The organism is Polaribacter sp. Hel_I_88, from assembly GCF_000687935.1.
GTDB lineage: Bacteria > Bacteroidota > Bacteroidia > Flavobacteriales > Flavobacteriaceae > Polaribacter.
In genome coordinates this window covers 675,425-697,128 of the sequence record NZ_JHZZ01000001.1, presented here as the reverse complement: position 1 = coordinate 697,128, position 21,704 = coordinate 675,425, and the positions used below count along the sequence as shown (strand labels likewise).

The 21,704-nt window shown below is 29.0% G+C and carries 18 protein-coding genes; 12 read left to right on the top strand and 6 right to left on the bottom strand.

The features are described 5' to 3' along the window. Window positions 1-157 precede the first annotated feature (157 nt). Entirely contained in the window at window positions 158-655 is a 498-nt protein-coding gene (locus tag P161_RS0103130; RefSeq protein WP_026775621.1) for a DUF1761 domain-containing protein, read from the top strand. A gap of 66 nt (window positions 656-721) precedes the next feature. Here the strand turns inward: P161_RS0103130 and trpS are convergent, their stop codons facing one another. Next, a complete protein-coding gene (gene trpS / locus P161_RS0103125) occupies window positions 722-1,690 on the bottom strand; it encodes a tryptophan--tRNA ligase (RefSeq protein ID WP_026775620.1) in 969 nt (322 codons plus the stop codon). A gap of 213 nt (window positions 1,691-1,903) precedes the next feature. Between trpS and P161_RS0103120 the strand changes: the two genes are divergently transcribed. Together P161_RS0103120 and P161_RS0103115 are read left to right on the top strand one after the other, a co-directional pair. Next, entirely contained in the window at window positions 1,904-2,695 is a 792-nt protein-coding gene (locus P161_RS0103120) for a 1-acyl-sn-glycerol-3-phosphate acyltransferase (RefSeq protein WP_036841192.1), read from the top strand. Continuing rightward, entirely contained in the window at window positions 2,667-3,305 is a 639-nt protein-coding gene (locus P161_RS0103115) for a hemolysin III family protein (RefSeq protein WP_026775618.1), read from the top strand. The genes P161_RS0103120 and P161_RS0103115 overlap by 29 nt, the downstream gene beginning before the upstream one ends. Window position 3,306: 1 nt before the next feature. Here the strand turns inward: P161_RS0103115 and P161_RS0103110 are convergent, their stop codons facing one another. After that, window positions 3,307-3,777 carry a CYTH domain-containing protein gene (locus tag P161_RS0103110; protein WP_026775617.1) on the bottom strand — a complete coding sequence of 157 codons (471 nt, stop codon included), beginning with the start codon at window positions 3,775-3,777 and terminating at the stop codon, window positions 3,307-3,309. A gap of 11 nt (window positions 3,778-3,788) precedes the next feature. Then, complete coding sequence (locus tag P161_RS0103105; protein WP_026775616.1) at window positions 3,789-4,766, bottom strand: class I SAM-dependent methyltransferase; 978 nt, start codon at window positions 4,764-4,766, stop codon at window positions 3,789-3,791. Window positions 4,767-4,956: 190 nt separating this feature from the next. On the opposite strand from P161_RS0103105, the gene P161_RS0103100 reads away from it, so the two are divergent. The 5 genes from P161_RS0103100 (at window position 4,957) to P161_RS20040 (ending at window position 12,445) form a co-directional block, all read left to right on the top strand. Next, window positions 4,957-7,287: a hypothetical protein gene (locus P161_RS0103100; protein WP_026775615.1), complete on the top strand. Its 2,331-nt coding sequence runs from the start codon at window positions 4,957-4,959 to the stop codon at window positions 7,285-7,287. Continuing rightward, the gene (gene recO / locus P161_RS0103095) at window positions 7,287-8,009 is read left to right on the top strand and encodes a DNA repair protein RecO (RefSeq protein WP_026775614.1); all 723 of its coding nucleotides are present in this window, start codon (window positions 7,287-7,289) and stop codon (window positions 8,007-8,009) included. Before P161_RS0103100 ends, recO begins: the two co-directional genes overlap by 1 nt. Further along, window positions 8,009-10,498 (top strand): TonB-dependent receptor, encoded by a 2,490-nt coding sequence (locus P161_RS0103090; protein WP_197026322.1) that lies wholly within the window; start codon window positions 8,009-8,011, stop codon window positions 10,496-10,498. The genes recO and P161_RS0103090 overlap by 1 nt, the downstream gene beginning before the upstream one ends. Before the next feature lie 139 nt (window positions 10,499-10,637). Then, window positions 10,638-11,657 (top strand): hypothetical protein, encoded by a 1,020-nt coding sequence (locus tag P161_RS0103085; RefSeq protein ID WP_155810409.1) that lies wholly within the window; start codon window positions 10,638-10,640, stop codon window positions 11,655-11,657. A gap of 221 nt (window positions 11,658-11,878) precedes the next feature. Next, complete coding sequence (locus P161_RS20040) at window positions 11,879-12,445, top strand: T9SS type A sorting domain-containing protein (protein WP_081816974.1); 567 nt, start codon at window positions 11,879-11,881, stop codon at window positions 12,443-12,445. 1 nt (window position 12,446) lies between these two features. Here P161_RS20040 and P161_RS0103075 read toward each other — a convergent pair whose 3' ends face one another. From P161_RS0103075 to P161_RS0103065, 3 genes are all read right to left on the bottom strand, one after another. Continuing rightward, on the bottom strand, window positions 12,447-12,794 hold the full coding sequence (locus P161_RS0103075; RefSeq protein ID WP_026775610.1) for an SdpI family protein: 348 nt from the start codon (window positions 12,792-12,794) through the stop codon (window positions 12,447-12,449). A 109-nt stretch (window positions 12,795-12,903) separates the two neighbouring features. Next, on the bottom strand, window positions 12,904-13,770 hold the full coding sequence (locus tag P161_RS0103070) for an acyl-CoA thioesterase II (RefSeq protein WP_026775609.1): 867 nt from the start codon (window positions 13,768-13,770) through the stop codon (window positions 12,904-12,906). Continuing rightward, on the bottom strand, window positions 13,757-14,950 hold the full coding sequence (locus tag P161_RS0103065) for a peptidogalycan biosysnthesis protein (protein ID WP_026775608.1): 1,194 nt from the start codon (window positions 14,948-14,950) through the stop codon (window positions 13,757-13,759). The genes P161_RS0103070 and P161_RS0103065 overlap by 14 nt, the downstream gene beginning before the upstream one ends. A gap of 202 nt (window positions 14,951-15,152) precedes the next feature. On the opposite strand from P161_RS0103065, the gene P161_RS0103060 reads away from it, so the two are divergent. The 4 genes from P161_RS0103060 to P161_RS0103045 are packed head-to-tail and all read left to right on the top strand — an operon-like array spanning window position 15,153 to window position 21,703. After that, window positions 15,153-16,268, top strand: coding sequence for an efflux RND transporter periplasmic adaptor subunit (locus P161_RS0103060; RefSeq protein WP_026775607.1), 1,116 nt, complete (start codon window positions 15,153-15,155; stop codon window positions 16,266-16,268). Window positions 16,269-16,291: 23 nt separating this feature from the next. Next, window positions 16,292-17,125 carry a Bro-N domain-containing protein gene (locus tag P161_RS0103055; RefSeq protein WP_026775606.1) on the top strand — a complete coding sequence of 278 codons (834 nt, stop codon included), beginning with the start codon at window positions 16,292-16,294 and terminating at the stop codon, window positions 17,123-17,125. Between the two features lie 50 nt (window positions 17,126-17,175). Continuing rightward, complete coding sequence (locus P161_RS0103050) at window positions 17,176-20,373, top strand: efflux RND transporter permease subunit (protein ID WP_026775605.1); 3,198 nt, start codon at window positions 17,176-17,178, stop codon at window positions 20,371-20,373. Then, a complete protein-coding gene (locus P161_RS0103045) occupies window positions 20,363-21,703 on the top strand; it encodes a TolC family protein (protein WP_231494694.1) in 1,341 nt (446 codons plus the stop codon). Before P161_RS0103050 ends, P161_RS0103045 begins: the two co-directional genes overlap by 11 nt. Window position 21,704 lies beyond the last annotated feature (1 nt).

Below are 21,704 nucleotides of genomic sequence, written 5' to 3'. Positions count from 1 at the left end.
CTGATGCAAATCGGCTCTCTTTTTTTGTTTTAACTATTTTAGAAATCTAAATTTATAATTTATGGATACTTACGACTTATATTTTTGTCATAAATAATTAAGAATCAATTAAAAACAAATTTGCTATATTTGGTATTCAACCAAAAAATTTTTTATCATGGAAATGAATTTTTACATCTTTTTTTTAGCAGCACTTGTGCCAATGCTTATTGGCTCTTTGTGGTATGGTCCTTTATTTGGAAAAGCATGGATGCATCAAATGGGTTTTACAGAAGAATCTTTAAAAGGTACTAATATGTTAAAAACACTTCTTATTTGTTATATATTGAGTGTTTTAATTGCGTTTGCTTTAATGCCAATGGTTATCCATCAAATGGGGGTTTATTCTACTTTAGCTGGTGAACCTGGTTTTACTGAACAAACAGGAGAAGCATATTCTTATTTCGAAAACTTTGTTGCAACATATAGTGATCGATTTAGAACCTTTGGTCATGGAGCTTTTCATGGAGTGTTATTTGGGGTCTTTTTAATTTTACCTGTAATTGGAATTATAGCTGTATTTGAAAAGAAATCATTTAAATATGTGGCTATAAATGCTGGTTATTGGATTGTAACTTTAGCAATTATGGGAGGTGTAATTTGCAAGTGGGTATAACTTTCAACAACTATTAAAAAAAAAATGCCGCTTTTTAGCGGCATTTTTTATCAAAAGAAACTATTTTTAATAACCAATTTTTGCTCGAACTCTTTTTAAAACATCATTTGCAACTAGAGTCGCTTTTTCTGCGCCAATTTTTAAAGCATTATCAATTTCATGTTTATTTTCCATAAAATGATTGTAACGTTCTCTATTCGTTGCAAACTTCTCTAAAATTAATTCATATAAAGCCTGTTTTGCATGTCCATATCCGTAATTTCCACCTTTATAATTTGCTCTCATTGCTGCTGTTTCAGTTTCAGAAGCTAATAGCTTATAAAGTGCAAAAACGTTATCTGTGTCTGGGTTTTTAGGTTCTTCTAAAGGAGTACTATCAGTTTGAATACTCATTATTTGTTTTCTCAATTTTTTATCGGGCAAGAAAATATTGATAATATTATTTCTAGATTTGCTCATTTTTCCTCCATCAGTTCCTGGAACTAATTTTACGTTTTCTTGTATTTTAGCTTGTGGTTCAACTAAAGTTTCGCCATAAGTGTTATTAAATTTATTAGCTACATCTCTTGTAATTTCTAAATGCTGTAATTGATCTTTTCCCACAGGTACAATTTCTGCATCGTACAACAAAATATCTGCAGCCATTAATATTGGGTAATTAAATAAACCCGCATTTACATCTTCTAACTTATCAGATTTGTCTTTAAAACTGTGAGCTAATGTTAATCGTTGATAAGGAAATAAGCAACTTAAATACCAAGTTAATTCTGTAGTTTGTGGTACATCACTTTGTCTATAAAAAATAGTTTTGCTTATATCTAAACCGCAAGCTAGCCAAGTTGCTGCTGTGCTGTAAGTGTTTTCTCTTAATTGATTTCCGTCTTTAATTTGCGTTAAAGAATGCATATCTGCAATAAACAAAAAAGCATCATTTTTTGGGTTGTTAGCCATTTCAATAGCAGGTAAAATAGCACCTAATAAATTACCTAAATGTGGTGTTCCTGTACTTTGTACGCCAGTTAAAATTCTTGACATTTATTTATATATTTAAAATCAATTTTTGTTAAAGAATACTTTTAATCTAATAAAAAACATAGTTAAATTAGATTATAAAATTTTATGAGTGGCAAAAATAAGGTTTTGATTCAGAAAACCAATAAACAAAAGAATATTAGTACTTTTACAAATTGATTACATGAAAAATGATGTTTCAATAAAATAATATTTTTAAAAATTAACGCTATTTTTTTGAAGTATATAAAAATTCCTTTTCTTTTAGTTTGGCGCTTGTGGTTCTATATTTTAATAGTGGTAACCATTATTTTGTTACTACCACTTTTTTTATTCTTATCATCTAAAGAAACCTATTATGCTGCTTTTTGGAAAGTTGCACGTTTTTGGTCTAAAATTTTGGTTTACGGAATGGGTTTTCGTTTAAAAGTAACTAAAGACCAAGAATTGGATAGAAATAAAAGTTACATGTTTTGCCCAAATCATGCATCTTTAATGGATCCTTTTGTGTTGATTTTATTGAGTAAAAACCCAATTGTTTTTGTTGGTAAAAAAGAGTTTGTGAAAATACCCATTTTTGGTTTTATTTATAAAAGAGTGGTTATTATGGTTGATAGAAACAGCCAAGAAAGCAGAAAAAAAGTATACAAATTAGCCAAAGAAAAACTGCAAAATGGAACAAGTATGGCAATTTTTCCTGAAGGATTAGTGCCTACAGAAAATGTAATTTTAGCACCTTTTAAAAATGGCGCTTTTAGTTTGGCTATTGAGTTTGATATGCCAATTGTTCCTCAAGTTTATTACGATTGTAAACGATTATTTTCTTGGGATTTTTTTAAAGGAAGTCCTGGTGTGTTTAGAATTCATCAACATAAATTTATGGAAACAAAAGGATTAAATTTAAACGATGTAGAAACATTAAAACAGCAAACTTTTGACATTATTTATAATGATTTAGTAGCAGATTTTAAATACATGAAAGATACAAACAGACCTAATAATGAGCGAGAGTTTAAATCACCTATATAGTAGTAAAGAAGAGAAATTAAATGTAATTTCTCATGGATTAGGGTTGGTTTTAAGTGTTGTAGCTTTGCCATTTTTGATTCTAAAATCATTTAATTTTAATGGTTTTTGGAAACCTACAAGTTTTATAATTTATGGTATTAGCATGGTTATTTTGTATGCAGCATCTACATTTTATCATGCAGCAAAAAATCCGAAGAAAAGAAGAAAGCTTAACATTTTTGATCACGCAGCTATTTATGTTTTAATTGCTGGGAGTTACTCGCCTTTTTGTTTGGTTGGTTTAAATTCTAATTTGGGTTGGTATATGTTTTTGTTTGTGTGGATTTTTGCACTTACTGGCATCATTTTAAAACTTTTTTTTACAGGCAGGTTTGATAAAGTATCAACAGCCATGTATTTATTAATGGGCTGGCAAGTGATGTTTTTTATAAAACCTTTAATGGAAAGTTTATCAGCAGAAGCTTTTTATTATTTAGTTGCTGGAGGAGTTTTCTATTCAGTTGGAGCTATTTTATATTCCATCAAAAAAATACCTTACAACCACTTTATTTTTCACATTTTTGTGTTGTTGGGTAGTTTAAGTCATTTTATTGCAATTTATAATTTATAAATTACCAGTTTTTAAAAGGGTTTTTGCTTATTTTAGAATTGTAATATTTTTCGATTCCTGTAACTTCTTTTCCTAACCAAGCTGGTTTTTCAAAAACTTCATCTTCAGTATTTAATTCAATTTCTGCCACAACCAAACCTAAATTATCGCCATAAAATTCATCAACCTCAAAAACAAGATGCTCGTTTTTTACTAAATATCGGGTTTTATCAATAATAGAGGGTTCACATAATAAAAGTAGCTGTTCAGCTTCATTACTATCAATTTCTTTTTCCCATTCAAAACGAGTTGTTCCAGATTCGTTAGATGGACCTTTAATGGTTAAAAAACCAGTTTCATCTGCAATCCTAACTCTTACAGTATTGTTTTGATGGCTACATAAGTAGCCTTGTTTTATTATTTTTTGTTGATAAGATGCTTTTTTAAAATCATCATTTTTTACCAAAAACTTTCTTTCAATTTCTAAGCTCATAAAAAGTTTAATTATTTTCTGTTTTCATAAATCCCAAAAACATAATCTGATTGATGTTTTTTTAAATAGTTATCTTCTAATTTAAAAAGGGTATTTAAAACGTCTTCTTTTTCTTTATTTAACTCGTAAAAATGATGAGAAATATCTCTTAAAGCGCTCAGCATTAAATTGCCTCCATAAGGTTTTTCTAAAACGGTTTTATAATGTTTATGAATAGCAGGCATAATACTTTCAGAATCTATACATTCAGATGGGTCTGCCATAATCATTCTAAGAACTCCAACACCTCTATATTTGTTTTTTAAAAATGTACTTTTAAAACGAATTCTAAATTTTTTTGGAATGCTCAAAATAGCTTCATTAATAGCCTTAATTTGCACTTTTGAAAATTGATGTCTTGTAGCGCCTACAAATTCATTAATGATAAGTAAACCATTAGGTTTTAAGGTTTGTTTTATTTTTCCTGATAAAAAGTCATCTATTTTATCAAAATGATGCAAAGAAGATTTGAAAAAAACGATATCAAAATCATTTTCTTTAAAATCAAAATCATCAATATTTTCAGCCAAAAATGTTATGTTGTTGATGTTTTTTTCTTTGGCGCTTTTTGCTGCAATTTGCAATAAATTATCAGCAATATCTACACAAACAATCTCTTTAAAAATAGATGAATGCTTGGCTAAATCAATTTCTCTATTACAAATTCCTGAACCCAAGGATAATAAGCGCAACTCTTTTTTTTCTTTTAAAAAATGGTTTGTTAGGTACTCAATATAATCCGTTTTTTTGTTTCCAGTAATTAAGATATTCCATCTTTCTTGCACTTTTGGGATATTCCAAAAATAAGAAGATATAAACGATGTATTATCGAACGCGCTTTTTGTTCTTTTTTCTTTATTTAATGTAAATTTAGAGAAGAAAAAATTACTTCCTCTTTGAATTATTTTAAAATAAGTATCAACAAAATCATCTAAAGTTATTATTCTCATCTTTATATGTTAAAAAAATAGACTTCGTAAAACCTAAAATTTCACTAATTTAGTAGGCTATAATTTACATTAAAAAGCAATGTGTATTATTTGCTTTTCAGCCACTAAAATTATGAATTTAAAGATGAAAACAATAATTTATAACGTACTTTGTTTTAATATAAATAGTCATTAGAAATTTAGAAATACGATGCGTAAATTTTTCTTAATATTAGTTTTATTATTTTCAATAAACACTTATAGTCAAACAGATTATAGTGATTCTTGGGAAGATTTTTACTCGTACAATAATGTAAAAGATTTTGTAAAAATTGATCATATTATTTATGCTTTGGTAGATAATGCTGTTTTTACATATAACGAAACAACGCTAGAAAGTAATAAATTTTCATCAATACAAGGCTTGTCTGGTGAAACTACGTCAGCCATTTTTTTTAACGACACTTTTAAAAGAGTGGTTATTGGTTATGAAAATGGTCTTGTAGAAGTTATAGCTGAGGATAATTCGATAAGTATCTCATCAGATATTGTGAATTTTAATCAATCAGGACAAAAGAGAATTAACCATATATCAGGTTTTGGTAACATTTTATATTTATCTACACCATTTGCAATTGTTGAGTATAATATAGAAAATTTAGAGTTTGGAGATACTTTTTTTATAGGAAATGCTTCTACTTCTTTAAACATCAACAAAACCATAATTTTTAATGATATAATTTATGCAGTTACAGAAGATGGCATTTTTAAAGCAAATGTTACTAGTAATCTTTTAATTGATTTTAATAATTGGCAACAGCAGTTTAATGGTCGTAATTTCAACGATATTATTGTATTTAATGATAAAATATATGTGTCTGAAAACAATAACTTATTTGAATTAAATAATGGTGTTTTAACTTTAGTAAGAAATTTTTTAGAACCTATAGTTAGTGTAAATTCATCGCTTTCTAATTTAGTAATTTCTTTAAATAAAAAAGTAATTGTTTTAGATGATTCACAAAATCAAATTGCTGAATTTACGACAACTTCAGGTTTCGATTATACAGTAAACAGTGCTTTTTACGAAAACAATACTGTTTTTTTAGGCACAAAAGAGTTTGGAATTTTAAGTACAACTAGTAATCAAAGTAGCAACTACCAAGAAATTCATCCTGAAGGCCCAAGTGCTAATGATGTTTTTTCTATTGATGTAAAAAATAATAATCTTTGGGTGGTTTATGGAGGTTATAATTCATTTTATGGATCTCTTTTTAGAAGAATGGGTTTTAGTCATTATAATGGAGAGGAATGGTTAAATACGTCATTTGATCCTGATTTTCCTGTAATCGATTTGAATCACGTTGTTATAGATCCGAATGCAGAAAATAGAGTATACATAAGTTCTTTTGGAGATACTAGATCAATTAATTCGGTTTCTACAGGTGGTTTACTTGTTGTAGAAGATGATAAAATAAAAGTTTTTTACAATCATTTAAACAGTGGTTTAGAAGATTTAGAACCTACGCAACCAGATAGGGTTACTTTACGAATTAGTGGATCCGTGTTTGATAATCAAGGAAATTTATGGGTTTCAAACATCCATAGAGAAAGAGAATTAAAAAAATTAACGCCTTCAGGACAATGGAGTCAATACGATTTAAGTGCTCTTAAAACAATTCCAACACAATTAGGTTTAAGTGAAATTGCTATAGATAACAACAATACTGTTTGGATGGGTACAAGAAGAAATGGTGTGTATGCTTTTAATGAAAATGGCAATAGAAAAGCAGCTTTGATTGCTACTCCAAATCTTGGAAATTTACCAGATACAGATGTGTTAACAGTTGCTATTGATAGGAGTAATAGAGTATGGTTAGGTACAAGAAATGGTATGGTTGTTTTTAGAAACGCATCAACCGTTTTTGATGCAGAAGTTTTAAATGCACAACCTGTAATTATCGAAGAAAATGGAGTAGGAGAGCGTTTGTTAGGAGACCAAAGAATTAACACTATTTTTGTAGATGGTGCAGATAATAAATGGTTCGGCACAGATAATGGAGGCGTTTTATATACAAATCCTTCAGGGCAAACAACGCTAGCAAACTTCAGCAAATCTAATTCTCCTTTACCATCAAACAGAATTTTAAAAATCAAAGTTGATAATACAAATGGGAAAGTTTATTTTGCCACAGACAAGGGTATTGTAGCTTATAATAGTAACGTTTCGCCATTTGGAGAAACTTTAGGAGATGTGTATGCGTATCCAAATCCTGCCTTAAAAAATCATGAAACTGTAACTATTGATGGCAGAAATGGAACAAATTTACCTAAAGGAACCAATGTAAAAATTTTAGATGTTGCAGGTAATTTGGTATATGAAACCAATGTTGTAGAAGGCCAACAATTGCAAGGAGGTAAAGTAGTTTGGGACAAAAAAAACTTAGCTGGTAAAAGTGTAGCTTCTGGTGTATATATTGTTTTATTAACCAATGATGATGGTTCTGAAAATGCTACAACAAAAATTGCAATCGTAAATTAATGGGCATTGTAAATACGAAAGCAATTGTTTTAAGTTCGCTAAAATTTGGCGATACAAGCCTAATTGTAAAATGTTACACAGAAGAAGAAGGTGTAAAAAGTTATTTGTTAAGAGGCGTTTTAAAACCAAAAAAAACAGGAATAAAATCAGCTTATTTTCAGCCATTAACCCAGCTAAAAATAATTGCAAAACACAATACAAAAGGCACTTTAAATGCTATTAAAGAAGTACAAGTTGTAAATCCTTATAAAACAATTCATACAGATATTGTTAAACAATCTGTGGTGTTTTTTTTATCAGAAATATTAGCGAGTTCTATACAAGAAGAAGAACAAAATAAAACATTATACAGCTATTTAGAAACTGCTTTTACTTGGTTAGATGTACATGATAAAATTGCAAATTTCCACTTACTTTTTTTATTAAATTTAACTGGATTTTTAGGGTTTTATCCTGATACATCTCAAAAAGATAAAATTGGTTTTAATCTTTTAGAAGGCAATTTCTCTAATAACACTGCTGATAAAAATGTGCTTTTTAAAAATGATTTTTATCAATTTAAAAAGCTGTTAGGCATAAATTTTGATACAATAGAAAATGTGTCTTATAGTAAAGACGAAAGGCAGTTGGTTTTGCAAATGATAATTGAGTATTTTAAATTACATTTGGACAGTTTTAGAAAACCAAAATCTTTACAAGTTTTAGAAACAATTTTTAGTTGATGATGAAGAATTTAATTTTTGTATTTATTTGTGTAACAAGTGCCATTTCTTTTGCGCAAAAAGTTAAAGTTTTAGACGAAGAAACAGGTAAAGGAGTTAAAAATGTTACTGTTTTTAATGAAGCAAATACTGTGAGTTTAACTACTGATAATAATGGTTTTATAGATATTTCTTCTATAAAAAACTACGAAATCATCTTTTTTTCTCATTTATCTTATGCAGTATATAAAATCAAAAAATCTTCGTTAAATAATAAAGATTTTACAATTTATCTTACAAAAGAATCTGAAGAGTTGGATGAAGTTGTAATTTCTGCTTTTAAAAGTGATGAAAAATCAAAGAGAATTGCAGAACAGATAGCTGTTTTAAATACGAAAGAAATTCAAAAAATATCACCACAAACATCCGCAGATTTATTGGCTGCCATTCCAGGAATTAAAGTGCAAAAATCTCAGTTTGGAGGAGGAAGTCCTGTAATTCGTGGAATGGAATCTAACCGAGTTTTATTGGTAGTTGATGGTGTTAGAATGAACAATGCAATTTACAGAAAAGGGCATTTACAAAACTCAATTACATTATCACCCAATTTATTAGATAAAACAGAAGTTATTTTCGGGCCCTCATCTGTAATTTATGGAAGTGATGCTTTGGGTGGTGTAATTCATTATTACACAAAAACACCAAAATTATCGGAAGAAACAATTGTACAAAGCGAATTATTTTCAAGATTTTCAACCGTAAATCAAGAAATTACAACCAATGTTTCTGCAGAAGTAAGTTTTAGTAATTGGGCGTCTTTTACAAGTATTTCATATTCAGATTTTGGTGATTTAAGAGCAGGTGAAAATAGGCGTCATGGTTTTGCTGATTGGGGAAAAGTATTTTATTATTCTGAGAATGTAAATGGTAATTATGCAGAAAACCCTACGTTAAATTCAGACCCTAATTTATTGAGAAATACAGGATATAATCAAACAGATTTTTTGCAAAAGTTTTACATTCCATTATCAAAAAATACGGATTTAAAAATAAATTTACAATATTCCACATCTTCAGATATACCACGTTTTGATCGTTTAAATGAGTTGACAGATCTTACAGATCCATCTTCCTTAAAATTTGCAGAATGGTATTATGGCCCTCAAAAAAGATTTTTATTGTCGTCTCAACTACTCATCAATCCAAATAAAAACTGGCTAGAAAGTGGTACAATTACAACAGCGTATCAAAACATACAAGAAAGTAGAATTCAACGTAAATTTGGGAGTTTAGATAGGTCTTATAGAGAAGAAACCGTTAATGTTTTTAGTGTAAATGGTGATTTTTCTGTGCCTTTAACAGAAAATAAAACTAGAATACTTTCCTATGGTTTTGAAGTTGCCTATAATGATGTTGGCTCAAATTCTTTTGGTAAAACGTTACATATTGTTGATAATGAAATTGTTGGTTTTTTCAACGATTTCAAGGTGCAATCACGTTATCCAGATGGAGGAAGTAATTTTTTAACATCAGCAGTTTATGTTGGGTACAGACAAGATTTAAACGCAAAATCTACTTTAAATACAGGTTTACGATTTACAAACACCAATAAAAATGCTACTTGGGTAGATGAAACTTTTTTAGATTTCGAATCGTTAACGTTAAGTAGAAATAATTCTGCTGTTACTGCAACTTTAGGGTATGTGTATAAACCAACCAGAAATTGGCAATTAAATAGTGTTTTATCTTCGGGTTTTCGTTCACCAAATATAGATGATATTGGTCGAGTTCGTGAAAAAGCAGGCAATGTAACTGTGCCAAATATTATGGTAGATCCAGAATTTGCTTATAATGCAGAAATAGGAATTTTAAAATATTTTAATAATAGAAAATTTCGATTAGGAGCAAATATGTATTACACTTTATTAGACAATTACATCCAAAGAGATTTTGTATATAATGCTGATGGAAGTATAAAACAAGTAGAATTTGATGGCGAACTAGGAAACGCTGTAAACAATCAAAATAAAGGAAATGCGTACATTTTTGGCTACACTTTAAATTATTTGGGTAAAATTTATAAAACAATAAATACATCAGGTTTCATTACTTATACAAAAGGAAGAACCTATGATACTGAAGAACCAATGTCTTCAATTCCGCCTTTATTTGGACAATTTGAAGTTAATTATGCAAAAGATAAAATAGAATTAGGAGCCGTTTTTAGATTCAACAGTAAAAAAGATATCGAAGATTTTAACTTTACTGAAGGTATAGATAATCATGAGTTAACACCCATTGTAGATGTAACTGCGCCAAATGATGTAGATAAGTTTTATGGAACCCCAAGTTGGATGACTTTTGGCATAAATGGAAGTTATACCGTAAATAAAAACCTTTCTTTACAAGCTAGATTAGATAATATTTTAGACGAACATTATATAGAATTTGCATCAGGAGTTTCTTCTCCAGGTAGAAATTTATCGGTTTCTTTAATGGCTAATTTTTAAATAATTTATGATTAGTTTCTTAAAATCAATAAAAAACACGAATAAAGTTGCGCTAGTATTTTATCTATTGATAAATACTTTTTTTGTATTAAAATATTTTGACAGACAAGATTTTGTCTCTAAATACCTTGTTTTGTTAATGTATTTAGTAATTGTTTTTTTAGGAATATTTTATTTAAATAAGTTTAGTGCAATTATAAATAGGATAAAAAAGGCAAATTATTATGTTTTAGGACTAAGTTTTGTTGTTTTTTTACTGTTTGTTTTTATCAATTTTTATATTGATGGCAATAGTTTAAATGCAGATAGGTGGTCTGCTATGGATGTAACTATAGCAAGCATTTTAAACGGAGAATATCCTTATGGAATGAAAGATCATTTAGGGCAAACTTCCTCTAATTTACCAGCGTTATTTTATATTGGCTTGCCTTTTTATTTTTTAGGCGATGTTGGTTTGTTGCAACCCTTTGTATTTTTATTGATTAGCCTTTTTCTTTTCAAATCTAAAATAGCAATTCATAAAAAAGTAATTGTTCTTTTTTTGTTGCTGATGTCTCCTTCTTATTTATGGGAAATCATTGCAAAAAGCGATTTGATGAGTAATATTATTTTACTGATTCTATTTTTATTTTTTTGGGATGATAAATTCAAAAATAATTATTTTAAAAAACCTCTTTTATTGTCATTTTTCTGTGCGTTCTTTGTATTAACAAGAGGCATTGTAGTTATTCCTTTAACATTATTTTTGTTTAGAGGTTTTTTAGATTCTAACCTAAAAACTAAACTGAAATTTATAGTTGGTTTTACTATTTTTTCGATAGTAATTTGTTTGCCTATACTTATAAATTTGCCAAATACAGAAACTATAATTGAGCACAATCCATTTAATCATCAAACAAAGTTTACGCCAAAATTTGTGCAAATACTTTTTATCCTACTGCCATTTTTAATAGCTTTAAAAAGATTAAAAATAAAAGAAAAGGTCTATTATTTGCTTATTTTACTGTCAATTTTACTTTTTGTTAGTTTTGCAATCGTTTGTTTTAAATTTGGTTTCGATAATGCTTTGTATAAAAGTTATTTTGATATTTCTTATTTAGGTATAGTTTTACCTTTTACTATTTTATATTTTGTTTTAGACTATACTAAATTAGACTAATTTTTATTTTGGATTTTTATGTTTACTTTTAAATAAAAATTCAAATGAAAAATCTTTTCTACATCTTAGTTTTCTTTTTTACAGTATCTACACACTGTCAAGAAATATCCATTCTATTTTAAGGCAAAACTTTTGAACTAAATCACTTTGTAAAAAATGGACAAGTTGAAGAATTAGATGTAAAAAATCCTAATGATCCATCAGGAAATACAAGTAGAGAAATCCCTTTTGTTGAATTTAAATTTAGTGCTGACGAAAATCAATTAGAGGCAATTATTAATGGTTATTGTAATGGTACTGAAGCTACATATAAAATTTTTAAGAATTATTTAGAAGTTATACAAAGGGGAGCAACAACACTATCTGATTGTGGTGGAGATGAAGACTTAGATTATTTTTTTCCAATTAAAGGGCAAATTACTTATACTGAAACTACTGATAAAGTTTTCTATGAATTTACAGAAGATAAAAAAGGAATATCAATATGGATTGATGAAAACCACAAACTTTATTTTACTCAAAAAGTATTAAGTGTTGCAGAAAATAGTTTCGAAAAATCAATTTTATTATATCCAACTCCTACAAAAGATATTATTCATATTGATGTGAAATCAGCTTCAATAGTATTATCAGAAATTTCAATTATTGATTTTCAAGGAAGAGAAGTACTAAAAAAATCAACCGATATAAAATCAATTGATATTTCAGAACTGTCTAAAGGAGTTTATTTTTTAAAGATTTTAGGAGCTAATAATGTAGCAATAACCAAAAAGTTTATGAAAAAATAGGCTACTTTTTCCTTTTTCCTTCATCTGAAAAATTATCATTCAAAGCGCGTTCCGTTTTTATAATGCTTACAACAAGCGATAGCATTACTAAAACCATTGGTTCCCAGGTTAATTCTATCACAGAAAAGTTAGCTAACAACAAACCTCCTAGTAAGGAAAAGCCACTATACATTAAAAATGTTTGATTAAAAGTAGTGTTTGCAAAATCCCAAATTTGCTGATTTTGCATTGCTTTCGGAGTTCTATAACCATAAAGTCTGTTTATTTTTTTTGGCGGAAATTTCCAAAAAATAACACTTATTAGGAATAATACTCCATTTGTTGTTAAAACATATATAAATGAACTCATTGTATTTTATTTTTAAAATATTTAACCACTAACCACTAACCACTAACCACTAACCACTAACCACTAACCACTAACCACTAACCACTAACCACTAACCACTAACCACTAACTACTTTTTAACAGGTCTCATCAACCCTTCTTGTGCAAAAGAAGCCACTAATTTACCATCTCTTGTAAAAATATTTCCCCTACACAAACCCCTTGCACCAAATGCATTTGGAGACTCTGCTGAAAAAAGCATCCAGTCATCAAATTCAAAATCTCTAAAAAACCACATAGAATGATCTAAACTAGCTGTCATAGTATTGCCAAAATTATAATCTTTTGCATTCGGATTAAAAGCTGCATTTAAAACATTATAATCAGAAATATAGGTTAAAATTTGATGTTTCAATGGCAAATCCATTGTTGGAATATCACCTTTTAATTTAAACCAAACTTCCTCTTTTGCAGGTAAATTTTTCGGTTCTAAAGAATTCGGAACATGAACAGGTTTAAAATCGATGGGTCTTTCAATACTTAAAAAAGATGAAATTCTTTTTGGTAAAAAGTCACCAAACTTTACAACCATTTCTTCCCAACTTAACAATTCTTCAGGTTGTTTAATCTCAGGTTTTATGTCTGTTTGATGCTCAAAACCATCTTCTTTTTTATGAAAAGAAGCCGCCAAAATAAAAATAGTTCTTCCTTTTTGGCTTGCAGTAACTCTCCTTGTAGAAAAACTTCCACCATTTCTCATTTCAGCAACATCATACTCAATAGGTACTGTTAAATCTCCAGCTTCTAAAAAATAAGAATGTAGTGAGTGTAAAAATCTATCTTCAGGAATTGTTCTGTAAGCAGCATTTACAGCTTGCGCTAAAACTTGTCCGCCAAAAACTATTTTACTTCCAATAGTTACGCTTTCGCCAGAAAATTTATTTTTTTCTAAGTTCGTTAAATCTAAAAGTTCTATAAGTTCTTTACTGTTTTTCATGAGGGTTTAAAGTTTTAAAGGGAAAATGTTGATGAAAAGGTGTAGGCTGTACACGTTGCAAAAATAGTTTTAAAATTTTGTTTGTGATGCTTTTTTTATGACGAAGATACATGGTTAAATCTTGTGGTTCTGCACCAACAGAACTCTTAATTTCGCTTGCAGTTCTCCCAAAATTAATTGTTTTTAAGTTTTTATCGATGGCGATTTCTATATAGTCATAAAGCATTTTTTGATAGATAGCAAACTCTCTATTTAGTTGATAGTCAATTCCTACAAAATGTGCGTCCAAAGAATTTTGGTTGATAATGCCAGACATAAAACCAACCATTTTATCTTGTAACCAATAGGTTTTTAGAATATAATTTTCGCCTAGTTTTTCTTTAAAATCTTTGTAGGTAGCTAAGTTGAAATCACCCAAATTAAAAGCCGCGTTTGTAGCTACTTTTTTGTACAATTCAGTCATTTTTGGCAATTGAATGTCGATATTTTCTAAAGTTACATTTTCAATTTGCAGTGTTGCACTTAATTGAATAGCCTTTTTTGCCTTCACTCTAAATTTTGTTTTCATAGCTGCTAAATAATCATCAAAATTTCGCCAATTTTTAGCTATATACAAAACCATATTAGGTTCTACAGAAAAAGGATTGTAATTGTAATCTTTTAATTCGTCAGCAATAAAAAGCGATTCATTTATAAAATCTTTGAGAAGGAATGCATCAATTTTTAGATTTTTATCAGCAGTAACAAAATGTAAAATTGCTTTTGCTAATTCTTTAATCACTATTTTTTTATCATTATTTTGTTTGATAAAAATACCATGTTCACCACTAACAAAGGTGTTGCCACAAATTAATAATTTTAAAGGTTTTTTATCGGGGAAAATATGCAGTTTACGAGCAACCGTTTTTAATTTGCTTGTAAAATTTTCAAATTTATTATCAACAGAATTTAAATAAAAATCAACAATTTGTATAGATGCAAACGCTTTAGGTTGTTTTTTGTCATCCACTAAAACAATATAGATAAAGTTAATCTGTGAGTGATTTTTTTCAACAGAAGCTAAAAATTTTTTGCTAAAATAGTTGTTTTCTGCACAATCAAGATCATCCCAAATAGTATTTGGAATTTCATTAATAGAAGAAAAAAAAAGTGCGTTTTCGCTTTTTTTACAGAAATTCAAGGAATTGATTTACTATTTATTAGTCTTGCAAAGTTCTTAAAAATAACTCGTTTTAAAAATTAAGATTTTAAAAATTAAAATTATAACGTTTCTTTAACAAAAAAAAAATAAGTTCATCTCACTAAAGTAAGTTAAAAAGTATCTTTGCAAACATATTTTAAATATGATCTTTTTGGGTCAAGTTTACTTCAACTAAATAAAAATGAGAAAAATTATTCTAGCAATTCTAGGAGTTTTATTAATTATTGGTGCAGTTTTTTTAGGAAATTATTTTATCGATAATAATCAAAAACCAAAACCAACTTTCAAAAAAAGTATCAATACAATTTATGTAAATACTGTCAAAAACACGGAAGTTCCTATTGTTTTAACAGCTAATGGTAATTTAGTTGCCAAAAATAAAATTGATATTTTCTCTGAAGTTCAAGGGGTTTTAAATACTTCTAATAAGCCTTTTAAACCAGGAACTTCTTATAATAAAGGCGAAATCTTGTTGAGTATTAATAGCGATGAATTTAGAGCAAGTTTAAAATCACAAAAAAGTAATTTATTTAATTTAATTACGGCTGTTTTACCAGATTTACGTTTAGATTTTGCTTCTGAATTTAAAAAATGGGAAGACTATTTAAAAAGTTTCGATATTGATAAATCGATTCCAGAACTACCAAGTTTTACATCAGACAAAGAAAAATATTTTATTTCTGGTCGCGGAATTTTAACAGCTTATTACAATGTTAAAAATTTAGAAGTTCGTTTATCTAAACATTTAATTAGAGCTCCATTTACGGGGGTTTTAATCGAAACTTTGGTAACTTCTGGAACTTTGGTAAGATCTGGGCAAAAATTAGGCGAGTTTATAGATACCGATATTTATGAGTTGGAAGTTTCTGTAAATTCGGAATTCGCAGATTTATTAAAAGTTGGGAATGCAGTTGAACTTAAAAGCCTAAACAAATCAAAAACTTACGAAGGCAAAGTTGTGAGAGTAAATGGTAGAATCGACCAAATATCGCAAACAATAAATGCTTATATTCAAGTAAAAGACACAGATTTAAAGGAAGGTATGTTTTTAGAAGCGAGTTTAATCGCAAAATCAGAAAAAGATGCTATTGAAATTTCCAGAAAATTGTTGGTCAATAACAATGCTGTGTACACTGTTAAAAATGATAGCATCTTAACGTTGTCAGAAATAAATCCTGTTTATTTTGGTGCAGAAAAAGTTGTGATTAAAGGGCTGAAAAACAATGATAAAATATTAGCACAACCTTTACCAGGTGCTTTTGATGGCATGATTGTGAATATTGGCAAAGAAGATTGATATAATTTCTATAAATAAAAGCCTTGAAAAAAGACCAAGCCATAAAATTATTTGAAGAACAAAAAGTTAGAACTCATTGGGATGAAATCCAAGAAGAATGGTTTTTTTCTATTATTGATGTTGTTGCTATTTTAACCGAAAGTCCAAGACCTAGAAAGTATTGGAGTGCATTAAAATCAAAATTAAAGAAAGAAGGGAGTGAACTGTCCCAAGATTTGGGACAGTTGAAAATGCAAGCTGAAGATGGTAAAATGCGTATTACAGACGTTGCAAATACAGAACAGTTATTTCGTTTAATTCAATCTATACCATCACCAAAAGCAGAACCTTTTAAATTATGGATTGCAAAAGTAGCCAAAGAACGTATTGACGAAATAGAAAACCCAGAATTTGGTTTTGATAGATTAATGGAAACGTATCTTAATAAAGGGTACAGTAAAAATTGGATTAATCAACGTTTAAAAAGTATAGAAGTCCGTAAAGAATTAACAGACGAATGGGAACATAGAGGCGTAGAAAAAGGACAAGAATATGCAATTCTAACCAACGAAATTACAAAAGCTTGGAGTGGTTTAGATGTTAAGAATTACAAAAATCTAAAAGGCTTAAAAAAAGAAAATTTAAGAGACAATATGTCTAATTTAGAGTTGGTTTTAAATATGCTTGCAGAGGCTACAACCACAGAAATTAGTAAAGAGAAAAAGCCGAAAACATTTAACGAAAATAAAACTATTGCCAATCAAGGAGGCACAATTGCAGGAAATACAAGAAAAGAAATTGAAGAGAAAACAGGAAAAAAAGTGGTAAACAAACTTTCTGCAAAAGATTATTTAGAGAATAAAAAAAGTTTAGAATAAACAAATACTAAAAGCTGAAGTAATTTCAGTTTTAGTAAATTCAGCATATAATGAGAAAAATTATTAGTTATTTTATTAAATATCCTGTTGCCGTAAATGTGGTTATTATCGCATTTTTAGCTTTTGGTACTGTGGGTGCTTTAAGCATGAAATCTTCCTTTTTCCCTTTGGTAGATTCGCAATTAATTAGAATTAATTTAGCATATCCAGGAGCTTCACCAGCAGAAATGGAAGAAGGTGTAGTACTAAAAATAGAAGACAACTTAAAAGGAATTGTAGGTGTAGAAAGAGTAACCTCGGTTTCTCAAGAAAATTCTGCGGCTGTTAGTATCGAAGTTGAAAAAGGTAAAAATATAGATGTTGTTTTATCAGATGTAAAAAACGCAGTAGATAGGGTGCCTTCTTTTCCTAGTGGTATGGAACCTCCAGTGATTGCTAAAGTAGAAAGTATAAGACCAACCATTAGTTTTACATTAAGTGGTGAAAATGTTTCCTTAAAATCTTTAAAGCAATATGCTAGAAATGTAGAAAATGATATTCGTGGAATCGACGGAATTTCTCAAGTTGAAATCTCTGGTTTTCCTGATGAAGAAATAGAAATTGCTGTTCGTGAAAACGATTTACGTGCCTATAATTTATCGTTTACAGAAGTTGCAAATGCTGTAAGAAACTCTAATATTTTAATTACAGGTGGTAATATAAAAACTGCTGAAGAAGATTATTTAATTAGAGCAAGCAACCGTTCTTATTATGGAGTTGAACTTCAAAATATTATTGTTAGAACTCAGCAAAATGGAACAATTATCCGTTTAAAAGATATTGCTGAAGTAAAAGATGTTTGGTCAGAAAACCCAGATAGACTTTTTTTTAACGGTAATTTAGCCATCGATATTACAGTAAGTAATACAAATAATGAGGATTTAATTTCATCCGCAGATAAAATTAAAGACTACATTTATGAGTACAATCAAAAACAACAAAATGTACAATTAAATGTTTCTAGTGATGCCTCTATTACCTTAAATGGTAGAACAAAATTATTAATAGAAAATGGGGTTGTTGGTATTCTTTTAGTACTTTTCTTTTTAGCGTTATTCTTAAACTTAAGATTGGCAATTTGGGTGGCTTTTGGTTTGCCAATTGCTTTCTTTGGGATGTTTATTTTCGCGGCTCAATTTGATGTTACTATCAATGTATTATCACTTTTTGGGATGATTATTGTAATTGGTATTTTGGTGGATGATGGAATTGTTATTGGTGAGAATATTTATCATCATTATTACGATTTAGGAAAATCTAAAATAAATGCTGCTATTGATGGAACTATGGAAGTAATTCCACCCATTATATCAGCAATCTTAACAACAATTATTGCGTTTTCTACTTTCTTTTTTGTGGATGGTAGAATAGGAAGTTTCTTTGGTGAAGTTTCTACAATTGTATTGTTAACGTTAAGTGTATCTTTAATTGAAGCCTTAATTATTTTGCCTGCACATATTGCACATTCTAAAGCGTTAGATAGAAAACGTCTGGAAAATGGTGAGGTTAAAAAAACCAATAAAGTAGATGCGTTGTTTAAAAAAATAAACAAAGCTGCAGATGCAGGTTTGTCAAAATTTAGAGATACGTATTATGTTCCATTTTTAAAATTTTCTTTAAAAAACAAAGTATTTTCTTTTAGTGTTCCTATTGCCATTTTACTTTTCAGTTTTATGTCTATTGAAGGTGGCATTGTTAGAACCGCTTTTTTTCCAAGAATAGCGAGTGATCGAGTTCAGATTAATTTAAAAATGCCACAAGGAACCAATGATAAAATTACAGATTCTATTATTTCATCCATAGAAGAAAAAGTTTGGTTGGTTAATGAGGAATATTCTGCTAAACAATCAGGAAATCTTCAAGTTGTAGAAAATGTTATTAAAAGAGTAGGGCCAGGTAGTGCTAATGCAACTTTAACAGTAAACCTTTTACCAGGTGAAGCTAGAGATTTTTCATCACCAGAAATCACTAATTCTATAAGTGATAAAGTTGGGAAAGTGTATGGTGTAGAAAGTTTAGTTTTTGGTTCTGGAGGAAATTTTGGAGGAAGTCCTGTTGCTATTTCTTTATTAGGGAATAATATTAGTGAACTAAAAGCCGTAAAAGAAGAGCTAAAATTAGCGTTAGAAAACAATCCATTATTAAAAGATGTTGCAGATAATGATCCTGCAGGAATTAAAGAAGTGCGCATACAATTAAAAGATAATGCGTATTTGTTAGGCTTGAATTTACAAGCTATTATGGAGCAGGTTCGTTATGGATTTTTTGGTTTTCAAGCACAACGTTTTCAACGTGGGCAAGATGAAATAAAAGTTTGGGTTCGTTATGACAAAAAGGATAGATCTACCATAAAAGATTTAGATGATATGCGAATTGTTGCACCCAATGGAACAAGAATTCCGTTTTCTGAAATTGCAAATTATACGATTGTAAGAGGAGATATTGCCATTAATCACTTAGATGGAAAAAGAGAAATTCAAGTTACAGCAGATTTAAAAGAATTAAAAGGAAGTGCTGCAGAAATTTTGGAAGACATTAAAGACAATGTTATGCCAGAAATTTTGGCGAAACACTCTACAGTTACCCCAATTTACGATGGACAAAACAGAGAACGAAACAAAACTACAGATTCTGTAAATGGAGTTGCGTTTATAATTTTAGGATTAATTTATATTGTAATTGCGTTTACTTTTAGGTCGTATTCACAACCACTTTTGCTAATTATTATGATTCCTTTTAGTATGATTGGTGTGGTTTGGGGACATTTTATTCATGATTTTGCCATTGGTATTTTATCCTTTTTAGGAATTATTGCTTTGGTAGGTATTATGGTAAATGATGGTTTGGTTTTAATTGGTAAATTTAATACCTATTTAAAAGAAGGTATGAAATATGATGATGCTTTAATAGCAGCTGGCCAATCTCGTTTTAGAGCAATTTTCTTAACTTCTTTAACAACAATAGCAGGTTTAGCACCATTAATCTTCGAAAAAAGTAGACAAGCACAATTTTTAATTCCGATGGCAATTTCTATAGCTTACGGAATTGCAATTGCCACTGTTTTAACGCTGGTAATGTTGCCATTATTACTGTCAACATCCAACTGGATTAAAGTAAAAATAAAGTGGTTAAAAACTGGAAACGAAATTACTAAAGAAGAAGTAGAAAGAGCAGTTATAGATTCTAAATACGATGAAAATGAACATTAATAAACTAATTTTATTCGGTTGTTTTTTACTTTCGATACAAGTTTCTGCACAAGAAATTTTAACCAAAGAAGAAGCATTAGCCATAGCTTTAGAAAATAATTTCGGGATTAAAATTGCCTATAATAATTTAGAAGTTGCCGAAAATAATACAAGTATTTATAACAGAGGTGCTTTACCAACTGTGGCTTTAACATCGGGTGCAGATTATAGAAGAAACAATCAAAGTCTTATATTTACTGATAGAGATACAGGCAATGACGCAGAGATTTCAGGAAATGGAGTTGTAACAAAAACATATAGTGCATCCTTAGGTGTAAACTATACAATTTTTGATGGTTTAGGCAGAAAATACAATTACCAACAATTACAAAAAACCTATAATTTAACAGAAGTACAAGCTAGAGAAACTATCGAGAATACCTATTTACAGTTATTTACAACGTATTTTCAAATTGCACGTTTGTCAGAAAATACCAATAACTTGTCTGAAGCTTTAACCATTTCTAAAACAAGGTTAAAACGCGCACAATATCAATATGATTATGGGCAATCTACAAGATTAGAGTATTTAAATGCTCAAGTAGATGTAAATAATGATAGTATTAGTTTAATTACTGCCAAGCAACAATTAAATACTGCAAAACGTGGTTTAAATGTAATTTTAGGGGCTAAAGAAGATATTAATTATGTGGTAGAAACAGAAGTTGATTATAATACCATGTTGAATTATGGCGATTTAAAAGATAAAACATTAGCCAATAATGCACTTCTAAAACAAGGAGAAACCAATATTGCCATTAGTGAATTTAACATTAAAATAAACAAAGCAAACTTTTTACCATCATTAGGTTTTAATGCTTCTTATGGATTTAACAGAACAGAAAACGAAAATTTAATTAACCCTTTTGGGGCAAAATTAATTACTTCTGATGGTTTAAATGCAGGCATCAATTTAACGTGGAATATTTTTGATGGTGGAAGTACAAAAACACGAGTTGCCAATGCAAAAATAGCTTTAGATAATCAGCAAATATTATTAGAGCAACAAAAAGTAAACATCGAAAATAATTTAAAAAACACTTGGGAAAACTACAATAATCAATTATTTATTTTAACTGCACAAGAGCAAAATGTGCTTACAAATCAAAATAATTTCGATAGAACTCAAGAGCGTTTTAAATTGGGTCAAATAACTTCTGTAGAGTTTAGACAAGCACAAATTAACTTGATCAATTCTAAAACAGCTTATAACAACGCCAAGTTTGACGCGAAATTAATTGAGCTTCAATTATTGCAATTAAGTGGCGATATTATGAATATCAAATTTTAAG

What these genes read in the sequence shown, in the direction of transcription:
- P161_RS0103110 (WP_026775617.1), bottom strand. Translation starts at nt 3,777, where the DNA reads ATGAGCTTAGAAATTGAAAGAAAGTTTTTGGTAAAAAATGATGATTTT.
- P161_RS0103085 (WP_155810409.1), top strand. Translation starts at nt 10,638, where the DNA reads ATGTATTTAGTAATTGTTTTTTTAGGAATATTTTATTTAAATAAGTTT.
- P161_RS0103100 (WP_026775615.1), top strand. Translation starts at nt 4,957, where the DNA reads ATGCGTAAATTTTTCTTAATATTAGTTTTATTATTTTCAATAAACACT.
- P161_RS0103070 (WP_026775609.1), bottom strand. Translation starts at nt 13,770, where the DNA reads ATGAAAAACAGTAAAGAACTTATAGAACTTTTAGATTTAACGAACTTA.
- P161_RS0103105 (WP_026775616.1), bottom strand. Translation starts at nt 4,766, where the DNA reads ATGAGAATAATAACTTTAGATGATTTTGTTGATACTTATTTTAAAATA.
- trpS (WP_026775620.1), bottom strand. Translation starts at nt 1,690, where the DNA reads ATGTCAAGAATTTTAACTGGCGTACAAAGTACAGGAACACCACATTTA.
- P161_RS0103075 (WP_026775610.1), bottom strand. Translation starts at nt 12,794, where the DNA reads ATGAGTTCATTTATATATGTTTTAACAACAAATGGAGTATTATTCCTA.
- P161_RS0103090 (WP_197026322.1), top strand. Translation starts at nt 8,009, where the DNA reads ATGATGAAGAATTTAATTTTTGTATTTATTTGTGTAACAAGTGCCATT.
- P161_RS0103050 (WP_026775605.1), top strand. Translation starts at nt 17,176, where the DNA reads ATGAGAAAAATTATTAGTTATTTTATTAAATATCCTGTTGCCGTAAAT.
- P161_RS0103060 (WP_026775607.1), top strand. Translation starts at nt 15,153, where the DNA reads ATGAGAAAAATTATTCTAGCAATTCTAGGAGTTTTATTAATTATTGGT.
- recO (WP_026775614.1), top strand. Translation starts at nt 7,287, where the DNA reads ATGGGCATTGTAAATACGAAAGCAATTGTTTTAAGTTCGCTAAAATTT.
- P161_RS0103130 (WP_026775621.1), top strand. Translation starts at nt 158, where the DNA reads ATGGAAATGAATTTTTACATCTTTTTTTTAGCAGCACTTGTGCCAATG.
- P161_RS0103045 (WP_231494694.1), top strand. Translation starts at nt 20,363, where the DNA reads ATGAACATTAATAAACTAATTTTATTCGGTTGTTTTTTACTTTCGATA.
- P161_RS0103115 (WP_026775618.1), top strand. Translation starts at nt 2,667, where the DNA reads ATGAGCGAGAGTTTAAATCACCTATATAGTAGTAAAGAAGAGAAATTA.